The following is a 13,237-nucleotide window of genomic DNA, read 5'->3' as shown; positions in this document are numbered from 1 at the left end:
CAGTGTCACCGTGGCAGCACGGTCAGGGGCAGGGTCAGCCTGACAGAACCAGCGAACCAGGGGGTGTCTCCATGACTGCCGTCCACTGCTCGTTCTGCCTCAAGGCCGAGGCCGACGTGGCGAAGCTGATCTCCGGTCCGGGCGTCTACATCTGCGACGCCTGCGTCGGCGCCTGCAACGACCTGCTCGGCGCGGCGGCCGGGGCCCCCGAGATCCCCGCCTGGGAGGACATGCCCGACGAGCAGATCCTCCAGCGGCTGCCGCGTATCGCCCTGGTGAGCGCGCAGGTCGACGGCAGCCTCCAGACCCTGGTGCACCGGCTCCGCGAGCGGGGCGTCTCCTGGACGCGGATCGGCACCGCCCTCGGCGTCACCAGGCAGTCGGCCTGGGAGAAGTTCTCGGCGGAAGCCTGAGCGGCGCCCCCGCCCGGCGGCCCCGGGGTGTCAGCCCACGCTCCGCCCGCTCAGTCGCCGCTCGCTTCCCGCTGCGGCTGACGGACGGAGACTATCCGTGCGGGTGCGACGTCCGAGGCAGGCGTGTGGCCACGGCGGGCCGGCCCGGGGAGCAGTCGCTTGGCCAGGCCCTGCTGTTCCTTCGCGCGCCTGGCCGCATCCATCAGGCCCATGGCGTCGCCCGCCGCAGCGGTATCGTCCAGCTCGAAGAGGTAGATGAGGCCGGAGCGGTGCAAGTACTCGAACGCCTGGGCGTAGTTGTGGTTCTCATAGAGCAGTAGTCCGGCCTGGTGGCAGACGAGGGCCAGCAGTCGGCGGTCCCCGGAGTCCTCCAGAATCCCGACCGCGCGTTCCATGAGCGCGATCCCCCGGTGGCGCTCGCGTCGGGTGCCGAGGGCCAGCACCACGCCGGCACCGGCGAGCGCGGCTCCCTGGAGCGCCGGGTCCCCGACGGCCTCACCGATGCGGGCGGCGCGATCGTAGTGCTCCAGGGCCGCTCGGGGCCGACCGGCCAGTTGCAGTGCCTCACCGAGCGCGTTGTGCACCTCCGCCTCGGCGTTCAGGTCCGTGCGGGCCTTGCAGATCGCCAGCGCGTCCTCGAAGCAGCGCAGGGCGGGTGCGAGCTGTTCGGCCGCCACCAGTGCGTTGCCCGCGTTCTTCAGGCACTGGGCCTCCAGGCGTGAGTCGCCCAACTCGTGGAACTCCGACGCGACGTCCCGATAGGAGGTGTAGGCCCGGTCGAGGTCACCGAGGTCGTAGTGGATGTTGGCGACGTTGCCGAGGGCCTTGGCCCGGCCCTTCCGGTCGTCGATCTCCGTGAAGATGCCGCGTGCCCGTTCGAACGCAGCCAGTGCCTCCTGGGGCTTCCCCGTGTCGCGCAGCCACATGCCGCGCGACTGGGTCAGCTCGGCCTCCGCCGCACGGTCACCGCAGCGTGCCGCTGCCGCGAGCCCGGCCTTGGTGCAGGCTGCCAGGTCGTCCAGCAAGCGGCGGTACACCAGCAACTGCGCCACCGGGACGGCCAGGGCCGCGGCGTGCCGGTCCAGCCCGGCTTCCACGGCCGCCGACACGGCGGCGGTGAGATTGGGGCGCTCGCGGTCGAGCCACTCCTGCGCGGCAGCGCGCGCTATGCGCAGCTCGGTGGGCCAGCTGCCCGTGGTGCCCCGCATGTCCTCCGCAGCCGTCCGGGCCATCCGCGCGTACTCGTCGAGCAGGCGCTGCTGGGCGTTCTCGCGGACGGTCCGTGGAAGCCGACCGGCCAGTGCCGCCACCTCCCGGCGCGCGTGCGCGGGCAGCCGCCAGCGGTCGGAGCCGACCGGTTCCTCGACCAGCAGATGGGCGCGGGCGAGCGCCGCGAGCCTGGCGCGGATGTCATCCCACTCCGGCTCCGCGAGGCAGCCGACCTGACGGGTGGTGAAGTCCGGCCCGTTCACCAGTGCCAGCAGCGGCAGCAGTGCCGCAGCCTCCGGCCCCAGCCGCAGATAGGCATCGTCGAAGCCGTGGCGGACGGCCGGCAGCACCGGGCCGGCGGCGGGACCGCCCGCGAGGTAGGCATCGAGGTCGGAGCGGAGCCGGTGGCGGAGCTCGGCGGCGGTCAGACCCGGGTCCTGGGAGAACTGGTGGGCGATCGCGATGACCGCTGCGGGCAGGAACCCCGACAGCTCCACCAGGTCATTGAGGGGACCGACCGTCTGGGGCGTCAGCGATTCGACGGTGCCCGACCGCGAAAGCCCGACCCTGCCGACCCCGTGGTGGAGCAGCAGGTGGGCTTCGGCCGGTTCCAGCGGCCCGGTCACCACCGTCCGCGCACCGGTGACCGGCAGCAGCTGCCGGCTGATGGCCAGCAGGCGGTGTTCGCCGCCACCGGGGATCAGCGGCGTCACCTGGTCGACGGCGGAGGCGTTGTCCGCGATCACCAGGACGGGGCCGCTCTCGGTGGCACGCTCGTGCAGTAGCGAGCGGTAGAGCCCGGCACGGTCGGCCTCGGACTCGGCCAGGTCGGCCGGGCGCACGCCCAGCGACCGGAGAGCGGAGGCCAGTGCGCGGCTGCCGTCCAGTGGGGCCCCGCCGTATCCGCCGAGGTCCACGAAGACCACGCCCCCGGCGAACCCGCCCCCCTGGAGGGCTGTGCGCGCGGCCGCCACCGCGAGGGCCGTCTTCCCGCTGCCGGCGAAGCCGGAGACCAACGCGACCGGCGTGAACGAGAGGCCCTCGGCGCCGACGGCCAGGAAGTCGGTCAGCGCACCGAGTTGCTCCGCCCGCCCGACCAGATACGGCGGCGCCGCCGGCAGAGCGGCCATGGCACGCGGCACCGGCCCTTGGAAGACGATGTCGCGGCCCGCCACGAACGCCTGACCGGAGCCGCCCACCACGGTGGTGAAGGACAGCCCGGCGGACGCGGCCCCGCCGCCCGTCCGGTCCTGCCCGGAGTCCATCAGTTCCCGGACCCGGCAGGCGGCAGGCCGGTCACGTTCATGGTGCCTTGGCCGAGCTGGTTGACCGTGCCGGAGTCACGCGCCTGCGCGCGCATGTGCACATCCCCGGTGTAGGACGCGCCCTGAGCGGTGGTCGGTGTCACAAAGCCGTTCGCCATCAGGGCGCGCAGTTCGTCGGCCGCTCCCGGCGGCGCCGCGGCCAGCAGCGACCGGAACTGCAGCTGCCAGGCGGTCACGGCCATCCGCAGGGCGACCGGGTCGGAGGCGGCCGCGACCAGGTTCTCACGTGTCTCGGCGAGATCACTCTCCACCAGGTCGGCGTCCTCCTGGCGGTGCCGGTGCCACCACCGCGTCAGCGCCGCGCTGACGTGCTCCCAGCCGTCGGTGGCGATGAGCTGCACGAGCGTGGTCCCGGCGTTGTTGGCAAGGCTGAGCAGTTCCGGCTCCAACGTGTCCCCCCGGTGTTCCGCTGCCGATGCGATGGCAGATGCGCATCCTAGAAGGCATGGTGAGGTAACGTCAGTCGTTTGCGCGCACTCGGCGGGCGGCTGCGGTGGGCTGCGGGGATGCCGCCCGCAGGGTCGTACGGCCCGGGACGGGCCGCACTGCCGGCGCGGGCCCGGCCCGCCGGTCAGCGGGGCTGCGCGGCGGTGGAGAGTCCGGTCAGCAGGTCCAGGTCCTGGTCGGTGAGGGAGATCGCGGCCGCGTCGAGGTTCTGCTCCAGATGGGCGAGGCTGCCGGTGCCCGGGGTGGGCAGCAGCACCGGGGAGCGGTGCAGCAGCCACGCCAGCGCCAGCTGGCCGGGGGTGGCCCCGTACCGCTCGGCCAGCCCGCCGACCGCGGTGCCCGCCCCGGTCGCCAGCGTGCCGTTGCCCAGCGGGTGCCAGGGCAGGAAGGCCGTGCCGGTGGCCGCGCAGCGTTCGAGGACCGGCTCGGACTCGCGGTCCAGCAGGTGGTAGCGGTTCTGCACCGACGCGATCTCGGTGATCCCGGCGGCCTGCTCCAGTTGCTCGGCGGTGACGGAGTCCAGGCCGATGTGCCGGATCTTCCCGGCCTGCCGCAGGTCGGCCAGCGCGCCGAGCTGGTCGGCCAGCGGCACGGCCGGGTCGATCCGGTGCAGCTGGTAGAGGTCGATCGTCTCGACCCGCAGCCGGCGCAGACTCGCCTCGCACCTCGCCCTGAGGTCCTCCGGGCGCCCGGCGATGTGCCAGATGTCCGGGCCGGTACGCACCACGCCGCCCTTGGTGGCGATCACCAGCCCGGCCGGGTAGGGGTGCAGCGCCTGGGCGACGAGCTGCTCCGCGAGGTCCGGGCCGTAGTTGTCGGCGGTGTCGATCAGCTCCACCCCCCGGTCGACGGCCCGCCGCAGCACCGCCACCGCCCGCGCGGCGTCGCCGCGCGGGCCCCAGTAGCCGGTGCCGGTCAGTCGGCCGGTGCCGAAGCCCAGTCGGCGCACGGGCAGCTCTCCGCCGATCGGGAAGCGCTCATCAGTCATGGCGCAACCCTATGACCTGCCCGGATCGTCATGACGTCGGAGGTAATCGACCGCTCCGCCGGGCGCTGGCAGTGTGGTCGCCGTCGGAGGAAACCGGCAGCCGAAACCCGGCAGCAACCCGGACCGCACACACCGAAGGAGGGGCCGCCATGAGCGACCTCAAGGACCTCGTCACCCGCTACCTCGCCGTCTGGAACGAGCCCGACCCGACCCGCCGCGAGCAGGCGATCAGCGAGCTGTGGGCCGAGGACGGGACGTACACCGACCCGCTGGCGGACGTGGCCGGGCGCGCCGGGATCGCGGCCGTGATCGCCGGGGCGCGGGAGCAGTTCCCGGGCTTCTCGTTCCGGCTGGCCGGGGAGGTGGACGCCAACCACCACATCGCCCGCTTCCAGTGGGAGCTGGTGCCGGACGGCGGCGGTGAGGCGCCGGTCGTCGGCTTCGACGTGGCGGTGGCGGCCGAGGACGGGCGGCTGCGGGCGGTCTACGGCTTCCTGGACCGGGTGCCCACGCCCGCCTGACGGCACGCCGGCCGGGTCACTGGTCGTCGTACGAGGGGCGCAGCAGCTCCCGCAGTTCCTCGGACAGGCCCTCCCGCAGTTCGGGACGGCCCTGGAACCGGGCGGGGGTCTGCTGGAAGAGCACGATCCGCCAGTCGCCGCCGGACCGGACCGCGACCAGTGTGTGGCGGGCGTTGCGCTCCGGGACGAGGTCCGACCCGCCCGGCGGCACCAGGCCGGCGACGGCCTGGAGGACGGCGGTGTCCGGGCCGGGCAACCGCACCCCGCGCACCTTGGCCACGAAGGTCGGCCTGGGCTGCGCGGCGAGGGCGTCGGCCATGGCGGCGGCGATCTGCTCCCGGCCGCAGTACCGGCTGCCGTCGAAGCCGATCAGCTCGCCGTCCCCGGCGAAGGGGGCCGCCACCGCCTGCGCGTCCCCGGCGTCCCAGCCCTCCAGCAGGGCGCGGTACAGCTCGCGGACCGCCCGGTCGGCGGCGGGATCGGCAGCCATGGGGGCCTCCTGTACGGTCGCGCCCCCGCCCGCCAGCGTAGTCGCCGGGCGGCGGGCGGGCGCGGCGGCGGAAGAGGGAGCGGGCGGCGGGTGTTCCACCGGCGTGACCGCTTCCGCCGCAGAGATCCTGCCCGTGTCCGGCCCGGTGCTGCCCGCCACCGAGACCGGGGTCGTCGTGGTGGGCGCGGGGCAGGCGGGGCTGTCCACCGCGTACCACCTGCGGCGACGCGGGTTCGCCCCGTACGACGGCTTCGTGGTGCTGGACGCCGACCCGGCGCCCGGCGGGGCCTGGCGGCACCGCTCCCCCACCCTCACCATGGCGGCCGTGCACGGCTTCCATGACCTGCCCGGCCTGCCGCTGCCGTCCGGCGACCCGGCGCGACCGGCCCGCGACGCCATACCGGAGTACTTCGCCGCGTACGAGCGGGCGCACGCGCTGCCGGTGCTGCGGCCGGTGCGGGTGCGGGCCGTACGGGAGGGCGCGGCGGGGCGGCTGCTGGTGGAGACCGACGCGGGCAGCTGGTCGGCGCGGGCGCTGGTGAACGCCACGGGCACCTGGACCAGGCCGTTCGTGCCGCACTACCCCGGCGCGGAGCTGTTCCGGGGGCGGCAGCTGCACTACGCCCGGTACACCGGGCCGGCCGAGTTCCGGGGGCAGCGGGTGGTGGTGGTCGGCGGCGGGGCGTCGGCGGTCCAGGTGCTGGCGGAGGTCGCGGCGGTGGGGCACACCCGCTGGGTGACCCGGCGGCCCCCGGTCTTCCGGGACACGCCGTTCACGCCCGAGGAGGGGCGGGCGGCGGTGGCGCTGGTGGAGCAGCGGGTACGGGACGGGCTGCCGGTGCGGAGCGTGGTGGGGGTGACCGGGCTGACGGACAGCCCGGCGGTGCGGCGGGCCCGCGAGCTAGGGGCGCTGGAGCGGCTGCCGATGTTCGACCGGATCACCGAGTCCGGTGTGGCCTGGGACGACGGGCGGTACGCCGCCGCCGACGCGATCGTCTGGGCCACCGGCTTCCGCCCGGCGGTCGGCCAGCTGGCACCGCTGGGCCTGCGCGAACCCGGCGGCGGCATCCGCCTGGACGGCACCCGCGCCACGGCCGACCCGCGCATCCACCTGGTCGGCTACGGCCCGTCCGCCAGCACCGTCGGCGCCACCCGCGCCGCCCGCGCCGCCGCCAACGCCCTCCACACCCTGCTCAGCCCTCACTGACGGGCGGCGCCCGCCGGGGGCCCAGGGGCGCGAGGAACTGCGCGTACATCCCACCACCGAGGCGCACTCTCACCTCGGCAACCACCCACCACCACCCCAGGCGGGGGTGATCCACTCGTTCGGCGCGCTACGAAGCTGCGTGGTTGCGCGCGCCGTTCCCCGCGCCCCTGACGGGCCCCCGGGCCGGGTTCAGCGGTCGTAGTCGACCACGACCCGGTCGGAGACCGGCAACGCCTGGCAGGTGAGGACGTACCCGGCGTCGACCTCCGCCTCCTCCAGGGCGTAGTTGCGCCGCATCCGCACCTCCCCGTCCACCACCAGCGCCCGGCAGGTGCCGCAGACGCCGCCCTTGCAGGCGAACGGCAGGTCCGGCCGGGAGCGCTGGGCACCGTCCAGTACGGGCCAGTCGCGCGGTAGCCGCAGCTCGGTGGCCCGGCCGTCCAGCACCACGGTGACGTCGCTGACCGGCCCGGCCGGGGCGCCGTCGCCGTCGTGGCGCACCGGCTCGGGCGGCAGCTCGTCCTCGGCGTGGAACAGCTCCTGGTGGACGCGGGCGGTCGGCACCCCGAGGCCGACCAGCAGTTCGCGGGCGCCCCGGACCAGCTCGTAAGGGCCGCAGAGCCACCAGTGGTCCACCGCCGGGACGTCCACGAAGCCCGCCAGCAGCGCGGCGAGCCGCTGCGGGTCCAGCCGACCGGACAGCAGCTCGGCGTCGCGGGCCTCCCGGGAGAGCACATGCACCAGCTGGAAGCGGGTCGGGTGGCGGTCCTTGAGGTCGGCCAGCTCGTCCGCGAACATCACGGTGTCGGCCCGCCGGTTGCCGTACACCAGGGTGACCTGCGACCGGTCGTCCCAGGCCAGCACCGATGCCGCGATGGACAGCATGGGCGTGATCCCGGAACCGGCGGCCAGCAGCACATGGCTGCCCGGCTGGGACGGCTCCGGGGTGAAGGCGCCGCTGGGCGGCAGCACCTCCACGGTGTCGCCCGGCCGGGCCTCCCGGACCAGCCAGTGCGAGAACAGCCCGCCGGGCACCTCGCGGACGGCGATCCGCAGCGGCCCGCCCGCCGGGGAGCAGAGCGAGTACGAGCGCCGCTCGTCCCGGCCGTCGACCAGCCGCCGCAGCGTCAGGCACTGCCCGGGGCGGAAGGCGTACGCGTCGGCCAGGTCGGCGGGCACCTCGAAGCGGACGGCCGCCGCGTCGTCGCAGAGCGGCTCCACCCCGGCGATCCGCAGCCGGTGGAAGGCGGGGCGGGGGCGGGCGGGGCGGGCCGTCGCGGCCGGAGCGGACATCAGATCTCCTTGACGTACTCGAACGGCTCCCGGCAGTCCCGGCAGCGCCAGAGCGCCTTGCAGGGGGTGGAGCCGAAGCGGGACAGCTCCTCGGTGTCGGGCGAGCCGCACTGCGGGCAGGCCACGGCCGACCGGACGGTCGGGCCCAGGGTGAGCGGCACCGGGCCGGACCGGGGGGCCGGTCCCGGCGGGGCGATCCCGGCCTCGGCGAGACGGCGGCGGCCTTCGGGGGTGATCCGGTCGGTGCTCCACGGCGGGTCCAGCCGTCTGCGCACCCGGACCTGCTCGAAGCCCGCCGCGTGCAGCGCCGCGTCCAGGTCGGCGGCCATCTCGGCCAGCGCGGGGCAGCCCGAGTAGGTGGGGGTGATCCAGGCGGTGACGGCGCCGGACGGCTCCACCGCCACCTCGCAGAGCACCCCCAGCTCGGCCAGGGTGAGCATCGGCAGCTCGGGGTCGCGGACGGCCTCGGCCGCCGCCGTCGCCCGGACGAGCGCCCCGCTCACCAGGTCGCCCCCGGGTGGGCGCGGGCGACGCACTGCATTTCGGCGAGCAGCCGCCCCATCTCCTCGGTGTGCACGCCGTCCCGGCCGCCCCGCCCGCCGACGGTGGCCAGCGGCGGTACCGGCGGCAGGTCGAGCCCGGCGGCGGCGGCCACCCGCGCGACCGTCCGCTCGACCTCGGGGCCCAGCGCGGCGGGGTCGGCGGCGGCGCCGGACGCGGCCAGCCGCAGTTCCACCGGGTGTGCGGTCAGCAGTTCGGCCAGGTAGGGCCGCAGGGTGTCCAGGCCGCACTGCATCCGCTGCCGGGACAGCTCGGTGCCGTCACCAAGCCGGACCGTCCAGCCGGCGGCGTACTCGCGGTGGTACGCCAGCTCCTTGGCGCCCTTGGCGGCGACCGCCGCCAGCACCGGGTCGGCACTGGCGGCCAGCCGCTCGAAGAGGGCGAGCCGGGCGCAGCTGAACAGCAGCAGCCGGGCGATGGAGTGGGCGAAGTCGCCGCCGGGCAGCTCCACCAGCCGGACGTTGCGGAACTGCCCCTCGTCCCGGAGGTAGGCGAGATCGTCCTCGCTGCGGCCGCTGCCGTCGGCCTGACCGACCCGGGCGAGCAGCAGCCTGGCCTGGCCCAGCAGGTCGAGGCCGATGTTGGCGAGGGCGACCTCGTCCTCCAGTTCGGGGGCGCGGGTGCACCACTCGGTGAGCCGCTGGGCGAGCACCAGGGCGTCGTCGCCGAGCATCAGGCAGTAGGCCGCCAGGTCGGCGCCGTCCACTCCGGCGGGCAGGGTGGTGTCCACCCCGGCCAGCGGGTCGGTGAAGCCGGTGCCGTAGGCCCAGCGCGCCTCCCCCTGCGGGGACTCCTCGGCCAGGGAGAGGTAGACGTGGTCGTCGCTCATGGGGTGCGCCTTCCGTGCCGCCGTCGGCGGCGGCCGCGGGTCAGATGTGGGGGACGTCCTCGGGGATGTCGTAGAAGGTGGGGTGGCGGTAGACCTTGTCGCCGCTGGGGGCGAAGAAGGGGTCCTTCTCGTCCGGGTTGCTGGCGGTGATGGCGTCGGAGCGGACCACCCAGAGCGAGACGCCCTCGTTGCGGCGGGTGTAGAGGTCCCGGGCGTTCAGCAGCGCCATCCGCTCGTCGGCGGCGTGCAGCGAGCCGACGTGGACGTGGTTGAGGCCGCGCCTGCTGCGGACGAAGACCTCGTACAGCGGCCATTCGGCGCGCGGGGCGGCGGCTGCCTCGCGCGTGGTCCCGGTCGGGATTCCGGTCGCGGTCCCGGTCGGGGCCGGGGTCGGCGTGGGGTCGGTCATGCTGCTCCTCCTTCTGCTGCCGCCGGCTGCCCGGTCGCCGCCGCCTGCCGGGCGCGGGCGGCCTGCTTGGCGGCGTGCGCGGTGGCGGCCTCGCGCACCCAGGCGCCGTCCTGGTGGGCCCGGCGGCGGCGCTCGATCCGGTCGGCGTTGCAGGGGCCCTGGCCCCGGATGACCCGGCCCAGCTCGGCCCAGTCGGGTTCGCTGAAGTCGTAGTGGCCGCGCTCCTCGTTCCAGCTCAGGCCGGGGTCGGGGAGGGTGACGCCGATCCGGTCGGCCTGCGGAACCGTCATATCGACAAATCGCTGCCGCAGCTCGTCATTGGTGTGGCGCTTGATCCGCCAGGCCATCGACTGCGCGGTGTTGGGCGAGTCGGCGTCGGGCGGCCCGAACATCATCAGCGACGGCCACCACCAGCGGTCCACGGCGTCCTGCACCATCTCGCGCTGGGCGTCGGTGCCGGCCGCCATGGTCATCAGCAGTTCGTAGCCCTGCCGCTGGTGGAAGGACTCCTCCTTGCAGATCCGCACCATGGCCCTGGCGTACGGCCCGTACGAGCAGCGGCACAGCGGCACCTGGTTGCAGATCGCGGCGCCGTCCACCAGCCAGCCGATCACGCCGACGTCGGCGAAGGTCAGCGTGGGGTAGTTGAAGATCGAGGAGTACTTCTGCCGTCCGCTGATCAGCTTCTCGGTCAGCTCGGCCCGGTCGGCGCCCAGGGTCTCGGCGGCGGAGTAGAGGTAGAGGCCGTGGCCCGCCTCATCCTGCACCTTGGCCAGCAGGATCGCCTTGCGGCGCAGCGAGGGTGCCCGGGTGAGCCAGTTGCCCTCGGGCTGCATGCCGATGATCTCCGAGTGCGCGTGCTGCGCGATCTGCCGGATCAGCGTCGCGCGGTAGCCGTCGGGCATCCAGTCGCGCGGCTCGATCCGCTGCTCGGAGCCCACCACCTGGTCGAAGTGCTCCTGGAGCGCGCCTTCGCCGGGTGCGGCGGCTGCCGGTCCGGCTGCCGTGGTGCCGGTACTGGTCACGGAGACCCACCTCCCTACTGACCGTTCGGTCGGTTGCCAGTCTCGCGGATCACCACCCCCCACGGCAAGACGTGGCTTGCGCCTACAAGACGTGGCCGGCCCTAGTCGAGCCGCACGCCGACCAGGCAGGTGTCGTCGTCGGTGTCGGCGGTGCTGTGGGTGAGCAGCCGGTCCAGGTACTCCTCCAGATCGGCCGGCGCGTCGCCCGCCGTCTCCAGCAGCCGTTCGATCGACTGCTGCACCGAGCGGTCCCGCCGCTCGATCAGCCCGTCCGTGTAGAGCAGCAGCGTGTCGCCGGGCTCCAGCCGCCCGCTGCGCTCCTCGTACTCCGCCCCCGCCAGCGCCCCCAGCAGCATCCCGCTCGGCAGGGGCAGCGCCCGAGCCGTACCGCCCCGGACCAGCACCGGCGGCAGATGCCCGGCCCGCGCCCAGCGCAGGGTGCGGCGCTCCGGGTCGTACAGGCCGCAGACGGCGGTGGCGGTGACATGCTCGGTAAGGTCGTGCGCGACGGCGTTCAGCCAGCCGAGCAGCCGGCCCGGCCCGGCCCCGGTGACCGCCAGGCCGCGCAGCGCGTTGCGCAGCACCACCATGCCGGTGGCGGCGGCGATGCCATGACCGGCCACGTCCCCGACGACCAGCAGCACCTGCCCGGTGGGCAGCACCACGGCGTCGTACCAGTCGCCGCCCACCCGGTGGCCCTTCTCGGCCGGGCGGTAGCGGGTGGCCACGCACAGCCCGGCGGCGTCCAGCGGCGGCGCGGCGGGCGGCATCAGGGCCTGCTGCAACTGGAGGGCCAGCCGGTGGCGGTCGGCGGCCCGCTGCTCGCTGTCGGCCAGCCGGTCGCGGGTGGCGGCCAGCGCCACCTCCGTCCAGTGCTGCGCCGAGACGTCCTGGTACGCGCCCCGTACGCCGACCAGGACGCCCTGGTCCAGCACCGGTTCCGCGACCACCCGCACATGCCGGACGACGCCGTCGCCGCGCAGCAGCCGGAAGGTGGCCGCGCCCTCCTGGTGGTGGTGCAGCACGGCCCGCAGGAAGCGGCCGATGGCGATGGCGTCATCGGGGTGCGCATGGCTGCTCAACCGCTCCACCGGCACCGGCGCGGCGGAGGGCGGCAGCCCGTACAGGGCGTGCAGCTGGGCGTTCCAGGTGACGGTGCCGGTGAGCAGGTCCTCCTCGAAGCCGCCGATCCGGCCGAGCCGCTGGGCGTGCTGTAGTAGCCGGGCCAGCCGGGTCTCCTCGCCGACGGTCCGCAGGCTGAGCAGCACGGCGTCACCGAACCGGCTGATGCCGACGCTCGCCGTGACCGGCACCGGCGTCCCGTCCACCAGGAGGCGCAGCCGCAGGTCCTCGCCCCGGAACGGCTCGCCGGTGGCCAGGGTGCCCGCCGCCGCCCGGAAGAGCCCGCCCTCGGCGGCGGCCAGCGGGTAGCACTCCAGGAAGCCCCGGCCGATCAGGGTGCCGACCGGGCGGCCCGCCGGGTCGGTGAAGCGGCCGTTGGCGCACTCGATCCGGAAGTCGGTGAGCCGCCCGTCCGGGTCGCGCAGCGGGCGGAGCACCAGCGCCGGGTCCAGCAGCCCGTCCAGCAGGTCGGGCAGCGGATTGCCGGGCTCGGGGCCGGTGGGGTCGGGCGCGGTGGGGTCGGGCGCGGTGGGCTCGGGGGCGGTGTCCAGGCTGTGCGCGCACAGCTCGGCCAGCGACTCCAGCTGTCGGCGCAGCCGCGCGGTGAGCGGCGGCCGGGCGTCCGGCCAGGCCACCTCCAGTACGCCCGGCTGCCGGCCGGCCAGCCCGGCGGGCAGCACCGCGCGGGCGCCCGAGGTGGCTCGGGCGCGGCGGCCGATGGCGGCGGCCGCGACATCGCCCTCCCGGGCGCGCAGCTCCGGCAGCCACAGGGTGCGCCGCTCGGCCAGCGCCCGCTGGGCGAGGGTGCCGACGCCGGGCGGCACATGGTGCCAGCGCATCGCCTCGGCGGCCCCGAAGCCCGCCTGCCCGGCGAGCCGCAGCGAGCCGTCCGGGGCGGCGGCCCAGACGGCGACGGCGGTGGCGCCGTGCGGGGCGGCCGCCTGCGCCAGTACGGCGGCCGCGACCGCGCCGGTGTCGTCGTCGGCGGCCGGCGCGGCGGATTCGGCCAGCCGCAGCCGGACGGCGGCGGCGCGGTCGGGGCCGCCGTCCGGCCCGGCGGCGGTGGCGCGGGCCACCAGGTCGCCGGCCGCGTGGTTGACGATGTCGGCGGCCAGCTCGGCCGGGGGCAGCCCGGACTCCTCGGCCAGGGTGCGCAGCTGGCGGGCGGCCTCGGCAGGGGCGCAGTGCAGGCGCTCGACCAGGACGCCCTTGGCCAGTTCCAGCAGCGTCCGGGTGCCCAGCTCGGCCCGCAGCCGGTCGACCGTACGGGCGAGCAGTTCGGTGCCGGGCTCCGGCGGGTGGCCCGCCGTGTCCCCGGCGGGCGGATCACCGTACGGCTGTGCCGGTCTGTCCACGGCGGGTGCTCCCTTCGCGTCCCCGGCGGGCGGCTGCTGGGCC

13 protein-coding genes are annotated in these 13,237 nt (G+C 75.4%); 3 read left to right on the top strand and 10 right to left on the bottom strand.

Annotated elements, in window-relative coordinates:
* Positions 1 to 71 precede the first annotated feature (71 nt).
* The gene (locus tag ACIQGZ_RS08580; protein ID WP_402600179.1) at positions 72 to 413 is read left to right on the top strand and encodes a ClpX C4-type zinc finger protein; all 342 of its coding nucleotides are present in this window, start codon (positions 72 to 74) and stop codon (positions 411 to 413) included.
* A gap of 50 nt (positions 414 to 463) precedes the next feature.
* On the opposite strand, the gene ACIQGZ_RS08575 is transcribed toward ACIQGZ_RS08580, so the two are convergent.
* The 3 genes from ACIQGZ_RS08575 to ACIQGZ_RS08565 form a co-directional block, all read right to left on the bottom strand.
* The gene (locus tag ACIQGZ_RS08575) at positions 464 to 2,887 is read right to left on the bottom strand and encodes a tetratricopeptide repeat protein (protein ID WP_402600177.1); all 2,424 of its coding nucleotides are present in this window, start codon (positions 2,885 to 2,887) and stop codon (positions 464 to 466) included.
* Entirely contained in the window at positions 2,887 to 3,336 is a 450-nt protein-coding gene (locus ACIQGZ_RS08570) for a hypothetical protein (RefSeq protein WP_402600175.1), read from the bottom strand. Before ACIQGZ_RS08570 ends, ACIQGZ_RS08575 begins: the two co-directional genes overlap by 1 nt.
* Positions 3,337 to 3,518: 182 nt before the next feature.
* Positions 3,519 to 4,382, bottom strand: coding sequence for an aldo/keto reductase (locus ACIQGZ_RS08565; RefSeq protein WP_402600173.1), 864 nt, complete (start codon positions 4,380 to 4,382; stop codon positions 3,519 to 3,521).
* Between the two features lie 149 nt (positions 4,383 to 4,531).
* Between ACIQGZ_RS08565 and ACIQGZ_RS08560 the strand changes: the two genes are divergently transcribed.
* Positions 4,532 to 4,903, top strand: a complete 372-nt coding sequence (locus ACIQGZ_RS08560) for a nuclear transport factor 2 family protein (RefSeq protein WP_402600171.1) — start codon at positions 4,532 to 4,534, stop codon at positions 4,901 to 4,903.
* A gap of 16 nt (positions 4,904 to 4,919) precedes the next feature.
* Here the strand turns inward: ACIQGZ_RS08560 and ACIQGZ_RS08555 are convergent, their stop codons facing one another.
* Positions 4,920 to 5,393: an SgcJ/EcaC family oxidoreductase gene (locus ACIQGZ_RS08555; RefSeq protein ID WP_402600169.1), complete on the bottom strand. Its 474-nt coding sequence runs from the start codon at positions 5,391 to 5,393 to the stop codon at positions 4,920 to 4,922.
* 103 nt (positions 5,394 to 5,496) lie between these two features.
* On the opposite strand from ACIQGZ_RS08555, the gene ACIQGZ_RS08550 reads away from it, so the two are divergent.
* Positions 5,497 to 6,600: an FAD-dependent oxidoreductase gene (locus ACIQGZ_RS08550; RefSeq protein WP_402600167.1), complete on the top strand. Its 1,104-nt coding sequence runs from the start codon at positions 5,497 to 5,499 to the stop codon at positions 6,598 to 6,600.
* Positions 6,601 to 6,789: 189 nt separating this feature from the next.
* On the opposite strand, the gene paaE is transcribed toward ACIQGZ_RS08550, so the two are convergent.
* The 6 genes from paaE to ACIQGZ_RS08520 all read right to left on the bottom strand — a co-directional run bounded on the left by paaE (position 6,790) and on the right by ACIQGZ_RS08520 (position 13,194).
* On the bottom strand, positions 6,790 to 7,893 hold the full coding sequence (gene paaE / locus ACIQGZ_RS08545) for a 1,2-phenylacetyl-CoA epoxidase subunit PaaE (RefSeq protein ID WP_402600165.1): 1,104 nt from the start codon (positions 7,891 to 7,893) through the stop codon (positions 6,790 to 6,792).
* On the bottom strand, positions 7,893 to 8,399 hold the full coding sequence (paaD, locus tag ACIQGZ_RS08540) for a 1,2-phenylacetyl-CoA epoxidase subunit PaaD (RefSeq protein WP_402600726.1): 507 nt from the start codon (positions 8,397 to 8,399) through the stop codon (positions 7,893 to 7,895). The genes paaE and paaD overlap by 1 nt, the downstream gene beginning before the upstream one ends.
* Positions 8,393 to 9,283 (bottom strand): 1,2-phenylacetyl-CoA epoxidase subunit PaaC, encoded by an 891-nt coding sequence (paaC, locus tag ACIQGZ_RS08535; protein ID WP_402600163.1) that lies wholly within the window; start codon positions 9,281 to 9,283, stop codon positions 8,393 to 8,395. The genes paaD and paaC overlap by 7 nt, the downstream gene beginning before the upstream one ends.
* A gap of 40 nt (positions 9,284 to 9,323) precedes the next feature.
* The gene (gene paaB, locus ACIQGZ_RS08530) at positions 9,324 to 9,692 is read right to left on the bottom strand and encodes a 1,2-phenylacetyl-CoA epoxidase subunit PaaB (RefSeq protein WP_402600161.1); all 369 of its coding nucleotides are present in this window, start codon (positions 9,690 to 9,692) and stop codon (positions 9,324 to 9,326) included.
* A complete protein-coding gene (gene paaA / locus ACIQGZ_RS08525) occupies positions 9,689 to 10,717 on the bottom strand; it encodes a 1,2-phenylacetyl-CoA epoxidase subunit PaaA (protein ID WP_402600159.1) in 1,029 nt (342 codons plus the stop codon). Before paaA ends, paaB begins: the two co-directional genes overlap by 4 nt.
* Before the next feature lie 101 nt (positions 10,718 to 10,818).
* Entirely contained in the window at positions 10,819 to 13,194 is a 2,376-nt protein-coding gene (locus tag ACIQGZ_RS08520) for a SpoIIE family protein phosphatase (protein WP_402600157.1), read from the bottom strand.
* Between the last annotated feature and the right edge of the window lie 43 nt (positions 13,195 to 13,237).

The sequence above is a fragment of the Streptomyces sp. NPDC092296 genome (genome assembly GCF_044755465.1).
Classification (GTDB): Bacteria; Actinomycetota; Actinomycetes; order Streptomycetales; family Streptomycetaceae; genus Peterkaempfera.
This window is presented reverse-complemented; position numbering and strand designations above follow the sequence as displayed.

Excerpts from the sequence above, each read along its gene's own strand:
- ACIQGZ_RS08580 (WP_402600179.1), top strand. The coding sequence starts at position 72 with ATGACTGCCGTCCACTGCTCGTTCTGCCTCAAGGCCGAGGCCGACGTG.
- ACIQGZ_RS08575 (WP_402600177.1), bottom strand. The coding sequence starts at position 2,887 with ATGGACTCCGGGCAGGACCGGACGGGCGGCGGGGCCGCGTCCGCCGGG.
- ACIQGZ_RS08565 (WP_402600173.1), bottom strand. The coding sequence starts at position 4,382 with ATGACTGATGAGCGCTTCCCGATCGGCGGAGAGCTGCCCGTGCGCCGA.
- ACIQGZ_RS08560 (WP_402600171.1), top strand. The coding sequence starts at position 4,532 with ATGAGCGACCTCAAGGACCTCGTCACCCGCTACCTCGCCGTCTGGAAC.
- ACIQGZ_RS08555 (WP_402600169.1), bottom strand. The coding sequence starts at position 5,393 with ATGGCTGCCGATCCCGCCGCCGACCGGGCGGTCCGCGAGCTGTACCGC.
- paaE (WP_402600165.1), bottom strand. The coding sequence starts at position 7,893 with ATGTCCGCTCCGGCCGCGACGGCCCGCCCCGCCCGCCCCCGCCCCGCC.
- paaC (WP_402600163.1), bottom strand. The coding sequence starts at position 9,283 with ATGAGCGACGACCACGTCTACCTCTCCCTGGCCGAGGAGTCCCCGCAG.
- paaB (WP_402600161.1), bottom strand. The coding sequence starts at position 9,692 with ATGACCGACCCCACGCCGACCCCGGCCCCGACCGGGACCGCGACCGGA.